Here is a 19,976-nt window from a genome sequence, read left to right on the forward strand (position 1 = left end):
CATGACCGGATCCGCCTATTTCATGGCTTCCTCCTCCGCCGCCCTCGAGACCCACACTCTGGTGGTCGAGGTCGACAATGAGCCCGGCGTGCTGGCCCGCGTGGTCGGCCTGTTCTCCGGGCGCGGCTACAACATCGAAAGCCTCACCGTGTCCGAGACGCAGCATGCCGAGCACGTCTCGCGCATCACCGTCGTCACCACGGGCACGGCCGGCGTGATCGAGCAGATCAAGGCGCAGCTCGAGCGCCTCGTGCCGGTGCACAAGGTGGTGGATCTGACGGCCGGCGGCCGGGCGCTGGAGCGCGAGCTCCTGCTGATCAAGGTGCGCAGCAAGGGCGAGGACCGCGTCGAGGCGCTGCGCCTCGCCGACGCCTTCCGCGCCCGCGTCGTCGACGCCACCACGGAGAGCTTCGTGTTCGAGCTGACCGGCAAGGGCGAGAAGCTCGACCAGTTCATCGAGTTGATGCGGCCGATCGGGCTGGTGGAAGTCTCCCGCACCGGCATCGCCGCGATCGCACGCGGACCGGAGGGGCTGTGACGACGCAGGCCCGGAAACGCGGATGGGCAGCCGGCAGCGCCGGCGCCCTGCGCGGTCCGGCTCGGGGCATGGCCTCAATACATCCCTATCCCGCCATTCACCTCGATGATCTCGCCGGTGAGGAAGCTCGCCGCGTCCGAGGCGAGGTAGAGGCAGGCGCCGGCGACGTCGGCCGGCGTGCCTTCGCGCTTCAGCGGCGTCTGGGCCACGGTGGCCTGGCGCTTGTCCGGCGTGGAGAAGCGATCGTGGAAGCGCGTGCCGATCAGGCCGGGCGAGACGGCGTTGACGCGGATGCCGCTGCCCGCCACCTCCTTGGCCAGCGCGCGGGTGAAGGTGTGGATGGCGCCCTTGGCCGCGGCGTAGTGGGCCGCGCTGGTGCCGCCATTGTGCGCGGCGATCGAGCCCATGGTGACGATGGCGCCGCTGCGGCGGGCGATCATGCCGGGCAGGGCGGCCTTGCATACCATCACGGTCGACAGCACGTTGACCTCGAATGCCTCCTGCCACAGCGCCATGGTGGTCTCGACGGTCGGCGCCCGGGCGATCAGGCCGCCGGCATTGGCGACGAGCGCATCGATATGGCCGAAGGTCTTTTCCGTCTCGGCGACGACGCGGGCGCATTCCGCTTCCTTGGTCAGATCCGCCTGCATGGCAAGGACGCGCCCGCTGCCGAAGGCGGCGGCGATCTCGGCCGCTCCGGCGGTGCTGGTGGCATAGGTCAGCGCCACCCGGGCACCTTCGCCGGCGAAGGCCTCGACGATGCCCCGGCCGATGCCGGAGGCGCCGCCGGTGACCAGAACGACGCGATCCTTGAAATCGAAAACGGACATCGGACGGCTCCACGACTTGGGGAATGGGTTTGGGCTGTTGCCAGCGGCACGGCGAACCGCTATTCGCCCCAGGACATTTCGAGACTCGGAAATTTTATGACAACCGCAGGCCTGGAAGGATAAGAACCATGCGCGTCTACTACGATCGCGATGCCGATCTCAATCTCATCAAGACCAAGAAGGTCGTCATCGTCGGCTACGGGTCGCAGGGCCGCGCGCACGCGATGAACCTGAAGGACTCGGGCGTCAAGGACATCGCCATCGCCCTCAAGGCCGGCTCGACCACGGCCAAGAAGGTCGAGGCCGATGGCCTGAAGGTGATGACCGTCGCCGAAGCCGCCAAGTGGGGCGACCTCATGATGATGGCCGCGCCGGACGAGCTGCAGGCCGACATCTACAACGACGAGATCGCGCCCCATATCCGCGACGGCGCCGCCATCGCCTTCGCCCACGGCCTCAACGTCCACTTCTCGCTGATCGAGCCGAAGAAGACCGTCGACGTCGTCATGATCGCGCCGAAGGGCCCGGGCCACACCGTGCGCGGCGAGTACCAGAAGGGCGGCGGCGTGCCCTGCCTGATCGCCGTCCATCAGGACGCCTCGGGCAATGCCCACGACCTCGCCCTGTCCTATGCCTGCGGCGTCGGCGGCGGCCGCTCGGGCATCATCGAGACCACCTTCAAGGAAGAGTGCGAGACGGATCTCTTCGGCGAGCAGGTGGTGCTGTGCGGCGGCTTGGTCGAGCTGATCCGCGGCGGCTTCGAGACGCTGGTGGAAGCCGGCTATGCCCCCGAGATGGCCTATTTCGAGTGCCTGCACGAGGTGAAGCTGATCGTCGACCTCATCTATGAGGGCGGCATCGCCAACATGAACTACTCGATCTCCAACACCGCCGAGTTCGGCGAGTATGTCACCGGCCCGCGCATCGTCACCGACGAGACCAAGGCGGAGATGCGCCGCGTGCTGAAGGATATCCAGACCGGTGCCTTCACCTCCGAATGGATCCGCGAGTGCCGCGCCGGCCAGCCCAAGTTCAAGGCCACGCGCCGCCTCAACGACGCCCATCCGATCGAGGCGGTCGGCGAGAAGCTGCGCGGCATGATGCCATGGATCGCCAAGAACAAGCTGGTCGACAAGGCTCGCAACTGATCGAGGTTTTCGGCGGGGCGCCTTTCCATGGCGCTCCGTCCGATTGCGGCTCGCGACCTGCGGTCAAGGCAAAAACCCTCTCCAGCCGGAGAGGGTTTTTGTTTGGAGTTATGTCGACGGGCTCCGAAAAGTCTGCGCGTTGCCACGCACAGTCCGAGACGGGGCGCTGATGGGCCTCCTCCGCCCAAGGCGGGGAAGGTGGCCCGACGAAGTCGTCGGATGGGGGCGGTCCGCAAGGCTTGGCCTTGGCCGCACCGCCGTCGCGCCATCTCTTCGAAGGCCGCGTCCTGCCCGCCGCACCCCACCCGTCGCCGCTTCGCGGCGACACCCTGCCCACCTTCGGTGGAGAGGGCTGGTCCGTGCCCGATCCTGCTACGGATCAGCGACGGCTTTCCTGCGACGAGCAAGGCGGCAGCCGGCAGAGAACACAAACTGTGCCGGGCACCCGTGCCCTATCCTCCGCGCCGCTACGCCATCGCCTTGCCTTCGATCGCGCTCCACACCGCCAACGCCTGGCGGGTCTCCGCCACGTCATGCACCCTGACCGCGTCGGCACCGCGGCCGGCGGCGGCGAGGGCGGCGGCGATGGATCCGCCGACGCGGTCGATGGCCGGGCCGTCGCGGTCGACCCGGCCGATGAAGCCCTTGCGCGAGGCGCCGACCAGCACGGGCTGGCCGAGCGCCTTGAAGCGCGGCGTGGCGTCGAGCAGGGCGAGGTTGTGCTCCAGCGTCTTGCCGAAGCCGATGCCGGGGTCGAGCCAGATGTCGCCCGGCCGGATGCCGTCGGCCACGGCCCGGTCTCGCGCCCGCGCCAGGGCGTCGGCGACCTCGGCGACCACGTCGGCATAGGTCGGGTCGATCTGCATGGTCTGCGGCGTGCCCTGCATATGCATCAGGATCACGGGAACTCCGGCATCGGCGACGATGCGGCGCGCCTCGGCGCCGGCCAGCGCGGTGATGTCGTTGACCATGGTGGCGCCGGCCGCGAGCGCCGCCCGCATCGTGGCGGGATGGCGGGTGTCGACCGAGACCAGGCGCCGGCGCCGGGCCGCCTCGGCCGCCACCGCGGTGATGACCGGCAGGATGCGGGCCTGCTCCTCACCCGGCGGGAGCGGGGCGGAGCCGGGGCGGGTCGACTCGCCGCCGATGTCGAGGATGTCCGCGCCCTCGCCGAGCAGGGCCAGCGCATGGGCTATCGCTTTGTCGGTGCTGTCGAAACGGCCGCCGTCGGAAAAACTGTCGGGGGTGACGTTGACCACGCCCATGAGGAGCGGCGCCGGCGCGAGGGCGCGGACATTGGCCCGGTCGGCGCGGGCGAGCAGCGTCTCGACCGTCTCTCCTGATACCGGATGGCGCCAGCCCGGCGCGATATCGGCCAGCGGCGCCAGCACGAAGGCGCGCTCGTGCATACGCGGATGCGGCAGGACGAGCTCCGGGGTGTCGAGACTGAGGTCGTGATAGGCCGCGAGGTCGAGATCGAGGGTGCGCGCGGCGTTGCGTTTGCTGCGCCGGCGCCCGAACAGGGCTTCCACCTCGAACAGCACCTGCAGCAGCGCCTGCGGCGAGCGATCGGTCTCCACCGCGATCATCTGGTTGGCGTACCAGGGCTGGTCCGAACGGGGCACCGGCTCGGTGAGGAAGACGCGCGAGCGCGCCGCGATGGTCAGCCCCCGCGCCGCGAGTTCGGCGACCGCGCGCCGGAGCGTCTCGCGCGGTGCGCCTTCGGACGAGGGGAGGTTGGCGCCGAGCGCGACGAGGATCATGGATCAGCCGTTGGCAGGAGGGAGCAGGATGTCGAGGAGGCGCGGCACCAGCGGCGACTGTGCCAGCGCAGTCCCGTCGATGGCGGTCACCGGCCGCAGGAAGCGTACCGAATTGGTGGCGACGACGGCGTCGGCGCCGAGGAGGTCGTCGAGACGGAGCGGCACCTCGATCGCGGCGAGGCCGAGCTTTCCGGCCGCCTCGACGAGGAGGCCGCGCATGATCCCGTCGAGGCAGCCTTCCCCGATGGGCGGCGTCAGGAGCCTGTCCCCCTTCAGGGCGAAGAGATTGGCGATGGTGGTGCAGGCGATGCGGCCCTGCGTGTTCAGGATCAGGGCGTCGTCGGCGCCGGCCGCGGCGGCCTCGCGCGCCGCGAGGATGGCGTCGAGATAGGCGAGCGACTTGATGCGCGACAGCGGCGATCGCTCGTTGCGCGGCGCCGAGGCGAGGATCAGCCGGGCAGGCTGGCCGGCCAGCCCGGGGCTCCAGGGCTGGGCCGTGACCAGCAGCGTCGGGCGTGCCGCCTCGGCCGGCCACAGGCCGCGCACGCCCTGGCCGCGCGTCAGCGTGGTGCGCAGGATGGCGTCCCGGCCGGCGAGCTCGGCCGTGACTTCGCCGATCGCCGCCTCGATCGCGGCTGCCGTTGCCGGAATGCCGATGGCGTCGGCGGCGGCGACGAGGCGGGCGACATGCCGGTCGAGGGCCAGCGCCGTGCCGGCCCGCACCGTCAGCGTGTCGAACACGCCGTCGCCGAGCTGCAGGCCGCGGTCCATGGCGCCGATGCGGGGCCCGCCGCCGCCGGCCGGCTCGATGATGCGATGAATCAGAAAACTCATGCAGCCCGCTGGAATATCTCGACCTGGTTCAGGAAGGCCCGGATCAGGGCATGGCCCTGCGGGGTCAGGATCGATTCGGGATGGAATTGCAGGCCGAAGGTCGGATGGCTGCGATGGGTGAGGGCCATGATCTCGCCGTCCTCGCTGCGCGCCGTCACATCGAGCGGCTCGTCGCCGTCGAGCTCGACGATCAGCGAGTGATAGCGACCGGCCTCGATCGGCGCGGGCAGGCCGGCGAACAGGCCGGTGCCGTCATGGAGGATGCGCGAGGGCCGCCCGTGCATCGGTGTCCTGGCATGCACCACCCGGCCGCCGAAGGCCTCGCCGATGCACTGGTGGCCGAGGCAGATGCCGAGGATGGGCATGCGGCCGGAGAAGGCCCGCACCAGCTCCAGCGAGGCGCCGGCGTCCTTGGGCGCGCAGGGGCCGGGCGAGAGCACCAGGCCGCAGGCGCCGGCAGCCTCGACATCGGCCGGCGTCACCGCGTCGTTGCGCACCACGCGGGCCGGCTCGCCCAGCTCCTCGAAATAGCGGGCGACATTGAAGACGAAGGAATCATAGTTGTCGACGAGGAGGATCATGCCGCGTCGTCCGCTGCTTCGCCGTCCGCCGCGAAGGCTGCGAGCACGCGCTCGGCCTTGGCCAGCGTCTCCTCATACTCCGCAGAGGGATCCGACAGGAGCGTGATGCCGCCGCCGGCGCCCACCGAGATCTCCCGGCCGTCATAGGCGAGGGTGCGGATGGCGATGTTGAGATCGGCGGAGCCGTCGAAGCCGATCCAGCCGATCGAGCCGCAATAGATGCCGCGGTCGCGCCCCTCCAGCTCGGCGATGATCTCCATCGCCCGGATTTTCGGCGCGCCGGTGATCGAGCCGCCCGGGAAGGTCGCGGCGATCAGGTCGAAGGCGTCGCGGCCTTCGCGCAGCCGGCCGGTGACGACCGAGGTGAGGTGGTGCACAGAGGCATAGGTCTCGACGCCGCAGAGCACCGGCACGGCGACGCTGCCGGGCTCGCACACCCGGGACAGGTCGTTGCGCAGGAGATCGACGATCATCACGTTCTCGGCCCGGTCCTTCTCGCTCTCCGACAGGAGTTGGGCCCGGGCGAAATCCTCGCGCGGATAGGGCGTGCGGCGGGTGGTGCCCTTGATCGGCCGGGCCTCGACGCCGCGGCCGTCGAGCTTGAGGAAGCGCTCGGGCGAGGATGAGGCGATGAAGCGGCCGCCATCGACCAGGAGGGCGGCGAAGGGGGCGGGATTGGCGCGGCGGAGCGCCCGATAGACCGTCACCGGGTCGGGCGCGGCCTCGGGTTCGGCGATGAAGCGGTGCGACAGGTTGGCCTGGAAGATGTCGCCGTCGCGGATGTACTGGATCACCCGAGCCACCTCCGCCTCGTAGGCGGGGCGGCTGCGGCTGTCGCGCCATGCGAAGGCCGGCAGGCGCCGGCGTGGCGGCGGCTCGGCCCGCAGCCTCTCGCGGAAGGCCGCGGCGGCCGCCTCGTGCGGCGCGACGACGAAGGCGCGGCGCTGCAGCCCGTCGAGGGCGAGCAGCGTGTCGTAGATCGGCAGGTCGACCTGCGGCATGGGCCGCGCGGCCTCGGTCTGCGGCAGGCGCTCGAACAGCAGGCCGGCCTCGTAGGCGAGCGCTCCGATCGCACCGCCCTGGAAGGGCGGGCCGCCATCGGCACGTTCGCGCCGGTGTCCCTCGATCAGGCGGCGCAGCGCCGACATCGGCGCTTCGTCCAAGGCCGTGTCGTTCCAGCGGGCGACGCCGTCCTGGACACGGAAAACCCCGACGGGGTCGGCGGCGACATAGGACCACCGGCCGAGCGTCGGATGCGGCATGGCGCTGTCGAGGAAGGCGAGGCGCGGGCGTGCAGACAGGCGCGCCGCCGCCTCCATGGGATCGATCCACGGAATCTCGATCAGAATCGGTGCTCGGGTCAGCTTCATATGCGCCGGATGCCGTCTCTCGATGGCCTTTGACAATACCCGCTGAGGGAAAGGGTGTGGAACGCGCCGACCGGTCCCTTGGCCCGACGCCGTCCCACCGCACCGATCTCGGCGCCCCGCGCTCCTCAACCCTGTGGGAGCGCCGCGGATGCTTATGCATAGCGGTTTTTGGCGCCGCTGTCCCGCACTTGTCGCAGCGTGACGTGCGGCCGATCCGGCCGTGAGCGGCGACCGGTCCGGGCGAGGGACGGGTGCGGCTTGTACCGGGCGTCAAGGGGCCGAGCGCCTGGGCGCCCGGGCGATGCGATCGCCGCGCCCGGCGCCGATTCCGGCGGCGATGTCCGCCTCGATCGCGCCGGACAGAAGGCCCGCCTCCGGCGCGGTGCCGCGTTCACGCCGGCTGCAGTTGCCGGCGCTGGCGCGGGAGCGGCGGAAAGGCGAGGGCGACGCCGGCGGCGCCGAGCCCGACCGCAACGGAGCCGATGAACAGCCACGCATAGTTGTGGAAGGTATCGAACACCCAGCCACCGGCCAGCGGGCCGATCGCCATGCCGAGGCTCGACAGCAGGGTGGCCGCCCCGAAGACCGCACCCATCCGGGCCTGGCCGAAATATTCGCGTGCCAGCACGGCGTAGAGCGGCATCACGCCGCCATAGGCCGCGCCGAAGATCGTCGCCAGGGCGTAGAACTCGCCGAGCCGGCTGACGGCGAGATAGGTGCCGATCGCCGCCGCCTGGACGGCGAGGCCGGCGACGAGGACGGGCTTGACGCCGAGCCGGTCGGCGAGCACGCCGAGGAGCACGCGCCCGCCCAGGCCGGCGAGGCCCTCGACGCTGTAGATGCTGACCGCGGCCATCGGCGAGATGCCGCAGATCATGGCATAGCTGACCATGTGGAAGATCGGGCCGGAATGGGCGGCGCAGCAGGCGAAGAAGGTCAGGCCGAGCACGAGGAATTGCGGCGAGCCCAGCGCCTGCGCCAGGGACGGGCCGGCCTCGCCCGATCCAGCCGCCGGCACCGCGTCGGCGGGCGCGGATTGCGGCGGCCGCCGGACGCACAGGGCGGCGGGGACCAGCAGGACCCAGGCCGCCACGCCGATGACCAGCATCGCCGTGCGCCAGTCATAGGCGCTGATGAGCCAGCGGGCGAAGGGCGAGATGGTGAGCGGCGCGACCCCCATGCCGGCGGAAACCAGCGACACGGCCAGGCTACGATGGCTGTCGAACCAGCCGGTGACGGCCGATATCATCGGCGCGAAGAAGGCGCTGGCCGCCATGCCGACCAGCACGCCGTAGACCAACTGGAAAGCGGTGAGGGCGGTGGCGCGGCTGGCGAGCACCAGGGCGAGGCCGAGCAGCAAGGCGCCCGTCAGCACGACCGGGCGAGGGCCGTAGCGATCGCTCACCGAGCCCCAGCCGAAGCCGCACACGCCCATCACCAGGAAGTTGAGCGTCATGGCGCTCGATATGCCGGCCCGGGACCAGCCGGTATCGGTCGACAGGGGATCGAGGAACACCGCCAGCGAGAACATGGCGCCGATGGCGACGCAGCCCATCAGCGCCCCGAGCCCGACGATGATCCAGCGGTACCGAATTCCCATGGCGTCCTCCCCGATCAGCTTGCCTGCGGACGGCGGAACAGCAGATCCACATATCGGCGCAGATGGTCGATGCAGTCGCGAGCCGCGTCGGCGCGGCCCTGCCCCTTGGCAAGGATGAAGGAACCCTGGACCACGGCCTGGATGTGCAGCGCCAGGCTTTCGGCGGTCCAGCCCGCAGCGATGCCATGCCGGCGGACGGCGTCGTCGATCCTGACGGCCAGCGCCGCGACATGTTCGGTCGTGACGCCCTGGCAGGCGTCCCGCAGGGCGGGGTGGGTCGTGTAGATCTCCTGGATCATCGTGCCGGAAAAGCAGGTCCACTGCGGCAGGTCGCCGGTCATCAACGACTTGCGCAGGTCGAGATAGGCCATGAGCCAGTCCAGCGGGTCGGCGTGTTCCTCGGCGTCGATCGCGACGAGCAGGGCGTCGGCTTGTTCGCGCCACCGCTCGACGGCGGCCATGGCGAGGTCGTCCTTGCTGTCGAAATGATGGAAGAAGCTGCCCTTGGTCACGCCCGCGGCGGCGCAGATATCGTCCACCCGGGCGGCGTTGTAGCCCTTGGTGCGGACGACGGTGAGGGCCGCGTCGATCAGCCTGGACTTGGACTGGCGATCCATGATCCCACCCCTTTGCCGAGACCATACCGATTGGTTGGTATGATGTCAAATGGAAGCCGGCTACGCGTATATCGGCGGGCTTGCCCGAGCGGCGGTATCGGCGCCCGAAGCGGGTGAAGCAGGACGGCGCGGGCCGGGGGGGGCTTCCGGCCCGCGCCTTGCGTCTGCCGCATGCCGGGGAGCGGGCGCGCGGCGTCGATCGGCAGGCTCGCCGGGAGCGGGCTTGCCTGCCGGGGAGCCCCGGGGATCAGAAGGGCAGGAGGATGTCCATCACCTGCTGGCCGTAGCGCGGCTGCTGCACGTCGGTGATCTGGCCGCGGCCGCCATAGGAGATGCGGGCCTGGGCGATCTTGGTGGATTCGATGGTGTTGTCGGATTCGACGTCCTCCGGCCGCACCACGCCGGCGACGATCAACTCGCGGATTTCGAAGTTGACGCGCACCTCCTGCTTGCCCTCGACCACCATGTTGCCGTTGGGCAGGATCTGGGTGATGACCGCACCGACATTGGTGGTGAGGGCTTCCGAGCGCCGCACCGAGCCGGCGCCGGTGCTGGAACTGTCCGAGGTGGCTGCCAGCATGCCGCCCGCGTCGGTGCCGTTCGGCACCAGGTCGCCCTCGACGCCGAACAGGCTCTTGGCGCCCAGGTTCTCGCTGTTGGCGCGCGAGCGAGAGGTGGTGTTGTTGATGTTGGCGCTGTCGCGGATCACCACCTTGACGGTGAGGATGTCGCCGACCCGCATGGCCCGCTGGTCCTTGAAGAAGCCGCGCGACCCAGAGCGCCACAGGGAGTTGGCCTGGAAGATCGGCTTTTCCGGCGTCGGCATCGGCAGCGACACCGGCTTGTAGCCGGGCTGGGCCGTCGGGTCGTCGATGGCGGTGAGGTTCGGCGCCTTGCCGACATTGGCGAGGCGGTCGGCGGCACCGCAGCCGGCAAGGGCGAGGGCGGCGAGGCCGGCGAGGCAGAGCCGGGTCGACAGGGCGCAGGCCCGGACCGGGCGCGAGGGAGAGGGGAGGCTGATCTTCGACATCGGTCCGGCTTTCAGTTGAGGGCGAGGCGGGCGCGGGTGACGGCCGAGACCCGGCCCGGGCCCGTGATGGTCGCCTGCACGATGCGGTTGGATTGCCCGTTGAGGACGGGGATGGCGTCGCCCTCGGCGCCTGTGTCGAGCGCCTTGGCGCGGACGGTCAGGACCATGCCCGGCACTTCGTAGGTCAGCGTCACGGCGTCGTTGCGGGCGATGATGTTGGGCTTGGTCAGGTCGTTCGCCTGCACGGGCTGGCCGGGGCGCACGGACCGGCGCAGCGCCTGGCCGATCGCCTCGGCGGGAGCCTCCACGGCGCCGCTCGCGGCCTGCGAGCGCGGCAGGCGCTCGACGACGACGTCGGTGCTGCGCAGCACCTCGCCGCGGTTGACGGCGCGGGCATAGACCGGGACGGCCAGGGTCTCGATGCCCTGGCCGCGGACCCGCAGCGGCGCGCGGGTCAGGAGGGGGGAGCCGGCAACCGTGAGCGTCGCGTCGAAGCGGCCGGTGACAGGGCTCCAGGCGAGCTGGGCCACTTCGAGGCTGCCCGTGGTCGTGGGCTCGATATGGGCGGCGGCGATGCCCGGATCGAGCGTCACCGTGAGGTCCGCCGCGTCGCCCAGGCCATTGCGGCGGGCGATGGCGCCGGCGACCGCCTGGCGGATCTCGTCGAGGTCGAGCCTGCGGCTGGCACGGGTGACGCTGACCTCGGCGAGCCCGTTGGCGTCGACCGCCGCGAGGCCCTTAGCGCGGGCGGCGGCGAGGACCCGTCCGGCCTGGATCGTGCCGGTGCCGCCGAGGTCGGGCGCGCGGAACACCGGCTCGGCGGCCGCGGTTCCGGCATTGTCGACGAGGTCGCCGAGCCGCACCAGCTCAGAGGAGACGGTGACATCGGCGCGCAGCGTCGGCTGCGGCGTCGTCTGCGCCAGCGCCGGGACGGCCAGGGTGGCGAGGAGGGTGCAGGCGAGGGCTCTTGCGATCATCGGCGTGCTCCTAGCGCAGCATGCTGGAGGTCGACTGCAGCATCTCGTCCGCGGCCGAGATGACCTTGGAGTTCATCTCATAGGCGCGCTGGGCGGCGATCAGGTCGGAGATCTCCGAGACCGAGTTGACGTTGGCCTGCTCCAGATAGCGCTGCAGCAGGTTGCCGAGCCCGTCGGTGCCAGGCGTGGCGGTCTGCGGCTGGCCGGAAGCGGCAGTCTCCAGGAACAGATTGTCGCCGATCGCCTCCAGGCCGGTCTTGTTGACGAAGCGCGAGAGCTGGATCTGGCCGAAATCCGTGGACGTGGTCTGGCCGGGCACCGTGCCCGAGACCACGCCCTGCTGGTTGATGGTGATGTCGCGGGCATTCTCGGGGATGGTGATGCCGGGATCGACGACATAGCCGTCGGCCGTGACGAGCTGGCCCTGGGCGTCGCGCTCGAACGAGCCGTCGCGGGTATAGGCGGTGCGCCCGTCCGGCATCTGGATGCGGAAGAAGCCTTCGCCGCGGATGGCGAGGTCCAGCTCCTTCTCCGTCGGCGACACGTCGCCCTGGCTCATCACCCGCGGCGTCGCCGCGGTGCGCACGCCCGAGCCGATCTGGATGCCGGCCGGCACCTGGGTGTTCTGATCGGAGGTGGTGGAGCCGACCCGGCGCAGCGACTCGTAGAGCAGATCCTGGAACTGGGCCCGCTGGCGTTTGTAGCCGGTGGTCCGCATGTTGGCGATGTTGTTGGAGATGACCTCGACGTTCAGCTCCTGGGCCATCATGCCGGTGGCGGCGGTGTGCAGGGCGCGCATGGCGTGGGCTCCTCAGGCGGGCAGGTCGGCGAGGCGCTCGACGGCGGTCTTCCGCAGTTCGTCGTTGCGCTGGATAAGGCTGGCGAGGGAGGTGTAGGCGCGGTTGATCTCGATCAGCCGCGACATCTCCAGGATCGGCTTGACGTTGGATGTCTCGACCATGCCCTGCGCCACGTTGATCTCGGCGGGGCCGAGAGCCTGCGGCGCCTGGCCGGCTTCGGCGCGGAACAGGCCGTCACCGTCGCGCTGCAGCCGCTGCGGATTGTCGAAGCGCACGACCTTCAGGCGGCTGCGGATGCCGTCCTTGTCGGAGACGGTACCATCGCGGGCGAGGTCGAAGGTCGGGTTGTCGGGGTCGAGGGTGATCGGTCCGGCCTCGCCGAGCACCGCCTCGCCGCTCGCCGTGACCAGGCGGCCCTGGGTGTCGATCTGGAAGGCGCCGTCGCGGGTGTAGCGCTCGCCCTGGCCGTCCGGCGCCTGCACGGCGAAGAAGGCGTCGCCCCGGATGGCAAGATCCAGCGGGTTGCCGGTCTGCTGCAGCGAGCCGGTCTCGAAGTCGCGATAGCTGGCCCGGTCCTGCACGTAGGAGAGGTGCCGGTCCGGCGCGGGAAAGCCGTCGGCCGATGCCGTCGGCATCAGGTACTCCGCGAACTGCACGGCCTCGCGGCGAAAGCCATGCGTGTTGGCGTTCGCCATGTTGTTGGCGACGACGTCGAGCTCGCGGCTCAAGGCGACCTGGCGCGACAGCGCCACAAGAAGCGTGTTCTCCATCGAACCGCCCCGCTCCCTTCGTGGAATCGGCGTGCCTCTCCCAAGGCCCTCCGGTTCCGTTGCTCCCCGATCCGGTCGCGTCTCCCAACGCATTCGGATCGTGTTAACCATGGCATGTGCCGTGCCACTTTGACGGATCGAGGAATATCAATGGGTTGCGGGGCCTGTCGGCTGCGAGGAGGGCAGGGCGATCACGCCGGCCGGCAAGTTCGACCAGGCAGATTTTGCCGCCCTGGGACAAGAATTAAACGGGCGTTAACCATTTGGGCCGAATGTCGATGCCAGCGCAGCCTCGCGCCGGTCCGACAGCCCGAGCGGCGTTTTCCACCAGTCACATACGCCCCCGGAGCCGGTCCCGATGGCCAAGAAACCCAAGAAGCCGGAGGCGGAAGCCGAGGACGGCGCCGAGCCCGGTGCCAGGCGCAAGGGCGGCCTCGCCGGCCTGCTGCGCAACAGGCTGGTGCTCGCGGGCTTCGCCCTCGTGGTGCTCGGGGGCGGCGGTTTCGCCGCCATCAAGGCGGACCTGATCGGCGGCCGTGGCGAGGAGCAGGCCGAGGCCGCGTCCAAGCCCGCCGCCGCCAAGCCGGTGCGCTACCTCGACCTGCCGGAAATGCTGGTTAACCTCGATGCCAAGGACAAGGTCCAATACCTCAAGGTCAAGATCTCGCTGGAGGTCGCGGACGAGAAGCTGGTCGAGGAGATCAGGCCGCTGATGCCGCGGGTGCTCGACACCTTCCAATCCTACATGCGCATCCTGCGCCCGTCGGATCTGGAAGGCTCGGCCGGCTTCTTTCGCCTCAAGGAAGAGCTGACCAAGCGCGTCAACGTCGCCGTGTCGCCGGCCAAGGTCGACGCGGTCGTGTTCCAGCAGATGGTGGTGCAATAGCATGGCCGGTCCCGGCAAGGACGACCTGATGGCCGAATGGGGCGCCGCCCTGGCCGAACAGCAGGGGGCGCGCGCGAACCAGGACGACCTCGCGGCCGAGTGGGGCTCGGCGCTGGCCGAGCAGGGCGTGTCGCCGCCGGGCGCCACCGACTGGGCGGCGATGGCCGGCGACGGCCCCGTTTCCAAGGGCGGCGCCGACCGCATCCTCAACCAGGACGAAATCGACAGCCTGCTCGGCTTCTCGGTGGAGGAGCTCGTCAGCGGCTCGCAGTCCGGCATCCGGGCGATCATCGATTCGGCGATGGTCTCCTATGAACGCCTGCCGATGCTGGAGATCCTGTTCGACCGCTTCGTGCGGCTGCTGACGATCTCGCTGCGCAACTTCACGTCCGACAATGTCGAGGTGTCGATCGACCGCATGACTTCGGTGCGCTTCGGCGACTACCTCAACTCCATCCCGCTGCCGGCGATCATCACCGTGTTCAAGGCCGAGCAATGGGACAATTTCGGCCTGGTCACCGTCGATTCCAACCTGATCTACTCGATCATCGACGTGCTGCTCGGCGGCCGGCGCGGCACCTCGGCGATCCGCGTCGAAGGCCGTCCCTACACCACGATCGAGCTCGGCCTGGTGCGGCGGATGATCGAGATCGTGCTGGCCGACGGCGAGCAGGCCTTCGGCCCGGTTTCGCCGGTCAATTTCACCTTCGATCGCATCGAGACCAATCCGCGCTTTGCCCAGGTCTCCCGCCCGGCCAATGCCGCCATCCTGGTGCGCCTGCGCGTCGACATGGAGGATCGCGGCGGCTGCATGGAGATGGTGCTGCCCTATGCCACCATCGAGCCGATCCGCGACCATCTGCTGCACAGCTTCATGGGCGAGAAGTTCGGCCGTGACCCGGTCTGGGAAAGCCATCTCGCCACCGAGATCTGGCAGGCGACGGTGGATGTCGACGCTGTGCTGTACGAGCAGGACCTGCCGCTGCGCGCGATCCTCGACCTCAAGGTCGGCGACACGCTGCCGATCACCATCAAGCCCGACACGCTGGTCAGCGTGCGCTGCGGCGACATCCTGCTGTCCGAGGGGCGCATGGGCCGCATGGGCGATTCGGTCGCGGTGCGCCTTGCCCGGCCGCTGAAGAAATCCAAGACCACCATGGCCATCTTCGACATGGCCGATGCGATGCGGAAGGACATGTGATGTCGACCTCGCTCATGGGGCTGGCGATCGAGGCTCTGGTTGCCGTTCTTCTCGCTATGACAATCGGTTATTGCTGGGTTCTCAACAAGAGGCTCACCAGGCTTCGCGCCGATGAGAGCATCTTGCGCAACATCGTTGCCGAGCTGGTCGGAGCAACGGAGCTGGCCGAGAGGGCCATCACCAACCTCAAGACCATGGCGACCGATTGCGACCGCGCGCTGACGCAGCGCCTGGCAGCTGCCGAGGGCGCGGCGGCCGAGATCGCCATCCAGATCCGGGCAGGCGAGACGGTGCTGAACCGCATTGCCCTGATCACCGAAGCCGCCCGCAACCAGCGGAGCCTGGCACAGGAGGTGGAGCCCGAGCTTGCCATGCCCCAGCAGGTCGCGCATGCGCCCGTGGCCTTCGCCATGCCCGAGGCGGCGCCGATGCATCCTCTCTACCGCGAGCAGAGCGGCGCCTCCGCCCGCGCCGCCGCGGCCGTCGCCGAGGCGCTGGCCCAGCGGGCTCGGGCCCGCACCCGCGGAGCCGCGGCATGACCCGGCTGCGGCTCCTGCCGATCGTGATCCTGGCGCTGGGCTGCCTGCTGGCGCTGAAGACGGCCGACATCCTCGGCCGCTTCGGCCTGGAGGTCGGCGGCCCGGTGGAGGCCCATGCCGGCGACGGCTTCGGCCGCGTCATCGCCGACGCGCGCAGCATGCCGCCCGACGTGACCGGGTCGGTCGGAGCCGGGAAGCCCGATGCGGCGCCCGAGACGGTGGCGGCTGCCGACACGCCGCCGCCCGCCTCCGCCTCGCCGGTGATCGAGTCGGCGGAGACGGCCGAGCCGCTGCTGCCGCCGGCCTCCGCATCGCCTTCCGAGCGGGCCGTCCTGGAGCGGCTGCAGCAGCGCCGCCAGCAACTCGACCAGATGCGCCACGACCTCGACATGCGCGAGAACCTCCTGAAGGCGGCGGAGAAGCGGATCGAGGACAGGGTGGAGGAGCTGAAGAAGCTCGAGGCCGGCATCGCCGCCGCCGAGCAGAAGAAAGCCGATGCCGATGCGGCCCGGGTCAAGGGCCTCGTCGTCATGTACGAGGCGATGAAGCCCAAGGACGCCGCCCGCATCTTCAACCGGCTGGACACCGCCATCCTGGTCGAGGTGGTCAGCGCCATGAAGCCGGCCAAGGTTGCCGACGTGCTGGCGGCCATGGATGCGGACGCCGCCCAGCGCCTGACCGTGGCGCTCGCCAGCAAGGATGAGGGGAAGCCGGGAGGCGACGTGCCCGCCGCTCTCGACCTGCCGAAGATCGAGGGGCGGCCGCCCAAAGGTTGAAGGCGTCCTGCCCGGCCGGGAGGGCGGCCGGCTTTTCGCGCCGGCGTTAATCCGGCATTGACGGGGCTTTCCTATGGTCGGGCCGTCCCCGACGCCGGGTCCGGTCGGGGACGCGCTTGGAGCGCCTTGCTCGCGACCTCAAGGGACGGCATGACCGGACGCGTCGCGCCACGTTCCGGCACTGCGACGCGCGTTTTCGCGCGGGATGCCGCGCGCCTCCTCGGCAGCCTCGGCCTGTGCGTGTTGCTCGCCCAGGCCCCGGGGCCAGCCTGCGCCGCGCCGTCCGGCACGGTCGCGACCGGCAGCGTCGAGGCCAGGCCGTCTTCCGGCTATCTGCGCCTGGTCTTCCAGTTCGACCACATGCCCGAGGTCACGACACGGGTCGCCAACAATATTCTGGTCATCGATTTTGCCGGAAGGGTCGCCGTGCCGCTCGAGCCGATCCAGGCGGCGATCGGCGACTACGTGTCGGGCATGCGCCTCGATCCCGACGGCCGGGCGGTGCGCCTGGCACTGTCGCAGCGTTTGACCGTCAACGCCATGCCGGCCGGCGAGCGCCTGTTCGTCGATCTGCTGCCGGCGAGCTGGCAAGGGCCGCCGCCGGGCCTGCCGCCGGAGATCGTCGCCGAGCTGACCGCCAAGGCCCGCGAGGCCGAGCGGCTGGAACGCGAGGAGCAGGCCCGGGTCGCCGCTGCCCGGAACCGGGTGCGGCCGATCGACGTCAGCGTCGCCCGCCAGCCGACCTTCACCCGGCTCGCCTTCGAGCTTGGCGCTCCGGTCCCGGTGCAGCTGGAGCGCAGCGGCCAGACGGCGAAGATCGTCTTCGACGCGGCGTTGAAGACGGACCTTGCCGCGATCAAGGCCGAGCTGCCGCCGAATCTGGCCGCGATCGACGCGACGGAGGGCGATGCGCACCTCGCCGTCAGGCTGCGCCTCGCCGACGGCGCCGACATGCGCACCTTCTGGGACGGTGGCGACTATGTCGTCGACCTGACGGGGGCCGCGGCGGCGCCCGTGGATGTCGCCGCAACCCTCGCCGCCGCGGCGGCGAAGGTCGAGCCGCCGGCAATGCCCGCGCCCGCTGTGCCGGCCAAGGCCGAGCCGCCCGCCGGCCCCATGCCTGCTGTTCCCGCCGAAACGCCGCAGCCGGCTGTGCCAGTCCAGGTGCCGGCCCGGCCTGAACCGGTGTCGCTGCCCGATCCGGCGCCCAGGCCGGCGGCGGTCGATTTCCCGGACGGCCCGACTACGCCGGCTCCGGCGGCACGTCCGTCGGTCGACCGGCCCGTGCCCGCGGTGGCGGAGCCGGCCGACACCGGCCCGTTGCGTCCGGTGGTGGCGCGGTCGGGCGAGACGGTGCGCCTCGCCTTTCCCTTTGCCGAGGCCACGCCCGCGGCGATGTACCGTCGCGGCGACACTCTCTGGCTGGTTTTCGACACCGGTCGCAGGATCGATGTCGGGGCGGTGGCGGCTGCGGCTCCGGATATCGTCGCCGCTGCGGCGGCCACCGCCGCCGACGGCGCCGTGATCGTGCGGCTGACGCTCAAGGTGTCGCCGCTGGTCACCACTTCGCCGGACGGCGCGGGCTGGACCGTGTCGATCGGCAACGACATCCTCGGTGCGGCGCAGCCGGTGGCTCTGCGACGCGCGACCGATGCCGGCGGCCGCACGGCCGTGACGGCGATCGTGGCAGGACTCGGCTCCGTCCATCGCATCGAGGATGGCGATGTCGGCGACACCGTCTTCGTCGTCACCGCCGCCGCGCCGGCGCGGGGCTTCCTCAAGCCGCAGTCCTTCGTCGAGTTCCGCACCCTGGTCACGGCGCACGGCCTGGCCTTCGTGCCGACCTCCGACGACGTCGTCGTCACCGCCGGCATCGACATGGTGACGGTCAGCCGGGACGGCGGGCTGACCCTGTCGGCGAACGGCGTGCCGGCGGCGCCGGCCGCCGATCCCGGCCATCGCAGCTCGGTCGTCGATACCGGCCAATGGGCGCGGGAGATCGAGGCGCCGTTCGAGGCGCGCCAGCAGGTCCTGCTCAAGGCCGCGGCCGAGGCGTCCGAGGCCGGGCGGCTGGCGGCGAGGACGGACCTCGCCCGCTTCTATCTCGCCAAGGATTTCGGGGCGGAGGCCGCTGCTGTGCTCGACGTGGCCGGAGCCGAGGACAAGCGGGCGGGGCGCGACCCGGAATTTGGCCTGCTCCGGGCGGCTTCGCTCGTACTGATCGGCCGGGGCGAGGAGGCGACCGCGCTGCTGGCGGAGCAGGGACTGGCCGCCTCGCCCGAGGGCGCGCTCTGGCAGGGGCTGGCGGCGCTGGCCCGCCATGACCTCCCGGCGGCCCGCGCCGCCTTCCAGCGCGGCGAGGGCGCGATCAGCCTTTATCCCAGGCCGGTGCAGGCACGCTTCCGGCTCGGCGCCTACGAGGCGGCGATCGCCGCTGGGGACGCCGGCGATGCGCTGGCGCAGAAGCAGGCGCTGGACGGGCTCGACGTCGAGGCAGCGTCCGGACCGCGCCGTGAGCTGCTCGACGGGCGCTTCGCCGAGCTGACCCAACGCAAGGCCGAGGCACTGGCATTCTACGACAAGCTCGCCGACGGTCCGGCCTCGGCGGCTGCGGCCGAGGCCCGGCTGCGTGCCCTGCCGCTGCGCCGCGACGTGGGCAAGATCGGCGACAAGGGGCTGCTCGACGGGCTCGAGACCCTCGCCGCGACCTGGCGCGGCGACACGGTCGAGGTACAGACCCTGAAGGCGCTGGCCGACGAATATCTCAAGGCCGGCAAGGACCGGCAGGCTTTCGACACCATGCGCGTGGCGCTGGAGCGCTTCCCGCTGTCGGAGGCGACGCGCAGCATGCAGGATCGGCTGCAGCGTCGCTTCGTCGAGCTTTTCCTCGACGACGGCGCGCTGAAGCTGCCGCCCGTCGATGCGCTGGCGCTGTTCTACGATTACCAGGACCTGACCCCGAGCGACCGCCGCGGCGACGAGATGATCCGCCGGCTGGCCGATCGGCTGGTCGAGGTCGATCTGCTCGACCAGGCCGCCGAGCTCCTGCAGCACCAGGTCGACAACCGCCTGAGCGGCGCAGGGCGGGCGCAGGTCGCGGCCCGCCTGGCCATGATCGACCTGATGAACCGCAAGCCGGTCCAGGCGCTGCAGGTGCTTGCCGCCACCCGCCAGCCCGGCCTGCCCAAGGACTTGATGACCGCCCGGGTGCTGCTGGGCGCGCGTGCGCTGGCCGAGACCGCCCGCTACGACCTGGCCCTGGAGATGCTCGACCAGCTCGACGGCCCGGACGTGGCTCGCGTCAGGGCCGATGTGCTCTGGCAGGCCAGGCGCTGGCCGGCAGCAGCGGAAGCCTTGGAGAACCAGCTCGGCGACAGCTGGCAGGGCCCTGGCCCGCTCACCGACGTGCAGCGCAACAGCGCCCTGCGCGCCGCCATCGCCTATTCCCTGGCCGACGACAGGATCGGGCTCGACCGGTTGCGTTCGAAGTTCACCGCCCGCATGGCCGATTCCGCCGATGCCGCGAGCTTCGAGGCGGTGACGGCGCCGATCGAGGCGCGGGGCGCCAATTTCTCCGACATCGCCCGCGGGATCGCCGCGGCCGACACGCTCGACGCCTTCCTGAAGGATTATCGGGCGCATTACCTTGCCGCGCCGCTACCGGCCGAGCCCTCGGCCGCCGTGGTCGACCCGCAACGGCCCAACGCGGGCTGAGC

18 protein-coding genes are annotated in these 19,976 nt (G+C 70.6%); 7 read left to right on the plus strand and 11 right to left on the minus strand.

Annotation, left to right across the window (positions count from 1 at the left end):
* Position 1 precedes the first annotated feature (1 nt).
* Positions 2 to 538: an acetolactate synthase small subunit gene (ilvN, locus tag AC27L4_RS29105; RefSeq protein WP_487146117.1), complete on the plus strand. Its 537-nt coding sequence runs from the start codon at positions 2 to 4 to the stop codon at positions 536 to 538.
* A 74-nt stretch (positions 539 to 612) separates the two neighbouring features.
* Here ilvN and AC27L4_RS29110 read toward each other — a convergent pair whose 3' ends face one another.
* Positions 613 to 1,368, minus strand: coding sequence for an SDR family NAD(P)-dependent oxidoreductase (locus AC27L4_RS29110; RefSeq protein ID WP_487146118.1), 756 nt, complete (start codon positions 1,366 to 1,368; stop codon positions 613 to 615).
* Positions 1,369 to 1,496: 128 nt separating this feature from the next.
* Here AC27L4_RS29110 and ilvC point away from each other — a divergent pair, with 128 nt between their 5' ends.
* On the plus strand, positions 1,497 to 2,516 hold the full coding sequence (gene ilvC, locus AC27L4_RS29115; RefSeq protein WP_487146119.1) for a ketol-acid reductoisomerase: 1,020 nt from the start codon (positions 1,497 to 1,499) through the stop codon (positions 2,514 to 2,516).
* A 467-nt stretch (positions 2,517 to 2,983) separates the two neighbouring features.
* Here the strand turns inward: ilvC and folP are convergent, their stop codons facing one another.
* The 10 genes from folP to flgF form a co-directional block, all read right to left on the minus strand.
* Positions 2,984 to 4,279 carry a dihydropteroate synthase gene (gene folP, locus AC27L4_RS29120; protein ID WP_487146120.1) on the minus strand — a complete coding sequence of 432 codons (1,296 nt, stop codon included), beginning with the start codon at positions 4,277 to 4,279 and terminating at the stop codon, positions 2,984 to 2,986.
* A gap of 3 nt (positions 4,280 to 4,282) precedes the next feature.
* Positions 4,283 to 5,113, minus strand: coding sequence for an aminotransferase class IV (locus AC27L4_RS29125; RefSeq protein WP_487146121.1), 831 nt, complete (start codon positions 5,111 to 5,113; stop codon positions 4,283 to 4,285).
* Positions 5,110 to 5,694, minus strand: coding sequence for an anthranilate synthase component II (locus AC27L4_RS29130; RefSeq protein WP_487146122.1), 585 nt, complete (start codon positions 5,692 to 5,694; stop codon positions 5,110 to 5,112). The genes AC27L4_RS29125 and AC27L4_RS29130 overlap by 4 nt, the downstream gene beginning before the upstream one ends.
* Positions 5,691 to 7,064 (minus strand): aminodeoxychorismate synthase component I, encoded by a 1,374-nt coding sequence (pabB, locus tag AC27L4_RS29135; protein ID WP_487146123.1) that lies wholly within the window; start codon positions 7,062 to 7,064, stop codon positions 5,691 to 5,693. The genes AC27L4_RS29130 and pabB overlap by 4 nt, the downstream gene beginning before the upstream one ends.
* A 391-nt stretch (positions 7,065 to 7,455) precedes the next feature.
* Entirely contained in the window at positions 7,456 to 8,664 is a 1,209-nt protein-coding gene (locus AC27L4_RS29140) for an MFS transporter (protein ID WP_487146124.1), read from the minus strand.
* 14 nt (positions 8,665 to 8,678) lie between these two features.
* Complete coding sequence (locus AC27L4_RS29145) at positions 8,679 to 9,281, minus strand: TetR/AcrR family transcriptional regulator (RefSeq protein WP_487146125.1); 603 nt, start codon at positions 9,279 to 9,281, stop codon at positions 8,679 to 8,681.
* A gap of 247 nt (positions 9,282 to 9,528) precedes the next feature.
* On the minus strand, positions 9,529 to 10,311 hold the full coding sequence (gene flgH, locus AC27L4_RS29150) for a flagellar basal body L-ring protein FlgH (RefSeq protein WP_487146126.1): 783 nt from the start codon (positions 10,309 to 10,311) through the stop codon (positions 9,529 to 9,531).
* 11 nt (positions 10,312 to 10,322) lie between these two features.
* Positions 10,323 to 11,288: a flagellar basal body P-ring formation chaperone FlgA gene (gene flgA, locus AC27L4_RS29155; protein ID WP_487146127.1), complete on the minus strand. Its 966-nt coding sequence runs from the start codon at positions 11,286 to 11,288 to the stop codon at positions 10,323 to 10,325.
* 10 nt (positions 11,289 to 11,298) lie between these two features.
* Positions 11,299 to 12,087 carry a flagellar basal-body rod protein FlgG gene (gene flgG, locus AC27L4_RS29160; protein WP_487146128.1) on the minus strand — a complete coding sequence of 263 codons (789 nt, stop codon included), beginning with the start codon at positions 12,085 to 12,087 and terminating at the stop codon, positions 11,299 to 11,301.
* Between the two features lie 12 nt (positions 12,088 to 12,099).
* On the minus strand, positions 12,100 to 12,858 hold the full coding sequence (gene flgF, locus AC27L4_RS29165; protein WP_487146129.1) for a flagellar basal-body rod protein FlgF: 759 nt from the start codon (positions 12,856 to 12,858) through the stop codon (positions 12,100 to 12,102).
* Between the two features lie 358 nt (positions 12,859 to 13,216).
* On the opposite strand from flgF, the gene AC27L4_RS29170 reads away from it, so the two are divergent.
* The 5 genes from AC27L4_RS29170 to AC27L4_RS29190 all read left to right on the plus strand — a co-directional run bounded on the left by AC27L4_RS29170 (position 13,217) and on the right by AC27L4_RS29190 (position 19,974).
* Positions 13,217 to 13,744: a flagellar basal body-associated FliL family protein gene (locus tag AC27L4_RS29170; protein WP_487146130.1), complete on the plus strand. Its 528-nt coding sequence runs from the start codon at positions 13,217 to 13,219 to the stop codon at positions 13,742 to 13,744.
* Between the two features lies 1 nt (position 13,745).
* Positions 13,746 to 14,945 (plus strand): flagellar motor switch protein FliM, encoded by a 1,200-nt coding sequence (gene fliM / locus AC27L4_RS29175; RefSeq protein WP_487146131.1) that lies wholly within the window; start codon positions 13,746 to 13,748, stop codon positions 14,943 to 14,945.
* Between the two features lie 56 nt (positions 14,946 to 15,001).
* Positions 15,002 to 15,484: a DUF6468 domain-containing protein gene (locus AC27L4_RS29180; RefSeq protein WP_487146384.1), complete on the plus strand. Its 483-nt coding sequence runs from the start codon at positions 15,002 to 15,004 to the stop codon at positions 15,482 to 15,484.
* The gene (locus tag AC27L4_RS29185) at positions 15,481 to 16,260 is read left to right on the plus strand and encodes a MotE family protein (RefSeq protein ID WP_487146132.1); all 780 of its coding nucleotides are present in this window, start codon (positions 15,481 to 15,483) and stop codon (positions 16,258 to 16,260) included. Before AC27L4_RS29180 ends, AC27L4_RS29185 begins: the two co-directional genes overlap by 4 nt.
* A 150-nt stretch (positions 16,261 to 16,410) precedes the next feature.
* The gene (locus tag AC27L4_RS29190; protein WP_487146133.1) at positions 16,411 to 19,974 is read left to right on the plus strand and encodes a hypothetical protein; all 3,564 of its coding nucleotides are present in this window, start codon (positions 16,411 to 16,413) and stop codon (positions 19,972 to 19,974) included.
* The last annotated feature ends 2 nt before the right edge of the window (positions 19,975 to 19,976 follow it).

The organism is Labrys sp. Lb11, from assembly GCF_057554225.1.

Coding starts and splice junctions, on each gene's coding strand:
- AC27L4_RS29110 (WP_487146118.1), bottom strand. CDS start 1,368: ATGTCCGTTTTCGATTTCAAGGATCGCGTCGTTCTGGTCACCGGCGGC.
- AC27L4_RS29185 (WP_487146132.1), top strand. CDS start 15,481: ATGACCCGGCTGCGGCTCCTGCCGATCGTGATCCTGGCGCTGGGCTGC.
- AC27L4_RS29140 (WP_487146124.1), bottom strand. CDS start 8,664: ATGGGAATTCGGTACCGCTGGATCATCGTCGGGCTCGGGGCGCTGATG.
- flgG (WP_487146128.1), bottom strand. CDS start 12,087: ATGCGCGCCCTGCACACCGCCGCCACCGGCATGATGGCCCAGGAGCTG.
- pabB (WP_487146123.1), bottom strand. CDS start 7,064: ATGAAGCTGACCCGAGCACCGATTCTGATCGAGATTCCGTGGATCGAT.
- AC27L4_RS29180 (WP_487146384.1), top strand. CDS start 15,002: ATGACAATCGGTTATTGCTGGGTTCTCAACAAGAGGCTCACCAGGCTT.
- AC27L4_RS29130 (WP_487146122.1), bottom strand. CDS start 5,694: ATGATCCTCCTCGTCGACAACTATGATTCCTTCGTCTTCAATGTCGCC.
- fliM (WP_487146131.1), top strand. CDS start 13,746: ATGGCCGGTCCCGGCAAGGACGACCTGATGGCCGAATGGGGCGCCGCC.
- flgA (WP_487146127.1), bottom strand. CDS start 11,288: ATGATCGCAAGAGCCCTCGCCTGCACCCTCCTCGCCACCCTGGCCGTC.
- AC27L4_RS29190 (WP_487146133.1), top strand. CDS start 16,411: ATGACCGGACGCGTCGCGCCACGTTCCGGCACTGCGACGCGCGTTTTC.
- flgF (WP_487146129.1), bottom strand. CDS start 12,858: ATGGAGAACACGCTTCTTGTGGCGCTGTCGCGCCAGGTCGCCTTGAGC.
- folP (WP_487146120.1), bottom strand. CDS start 4,279: ATGATCCTCGTCGCGCTCGGCGCCAACCTCCCCTCGTCCGAAGGCGCA.
- AC27L4_RS29145 (WP_487146125.1), bottom strand. CDS start 9,281: ATGGATCGCCAGTCCAAGTCCAGGCTGATCGACGCGGCCCTCACCGTC.
- ilvC (WP_487146119.1), top strand. CDS start 1,497: ATGCGCGTCTACTACGATCGCGATGCCGATCTCAATCTCATCAAGACC.
- flgH (WP_487146126.1), bottom strand. CDS start 10,311: ATGTCGAAGATCAGCCTCCCCTCTCCCTCGCGCCCGGTCCGGGCCTGC.
- AC27L4_RS29170 (WP_487146130.1), top strand. CDS start 13,217: ATGGCCAAGAAACCCAAGAAGCCGGAGGCGGAAGCCGAGGACGGCGCC.
- AC27L4_RS29125 (WP_487146121.1), bottom strand. CDS start 5,113: ATGAGTTTTCTGATTCATCGCATCATCGAGCCGGCCGGCGGCGGCGGG.
- ilvN (WP_487146117.1), top strand. CDS start 2: ATGACCGGATCCGCCTATTTCATGGCTTCCTCCTCCGCCGCCCTCGAG.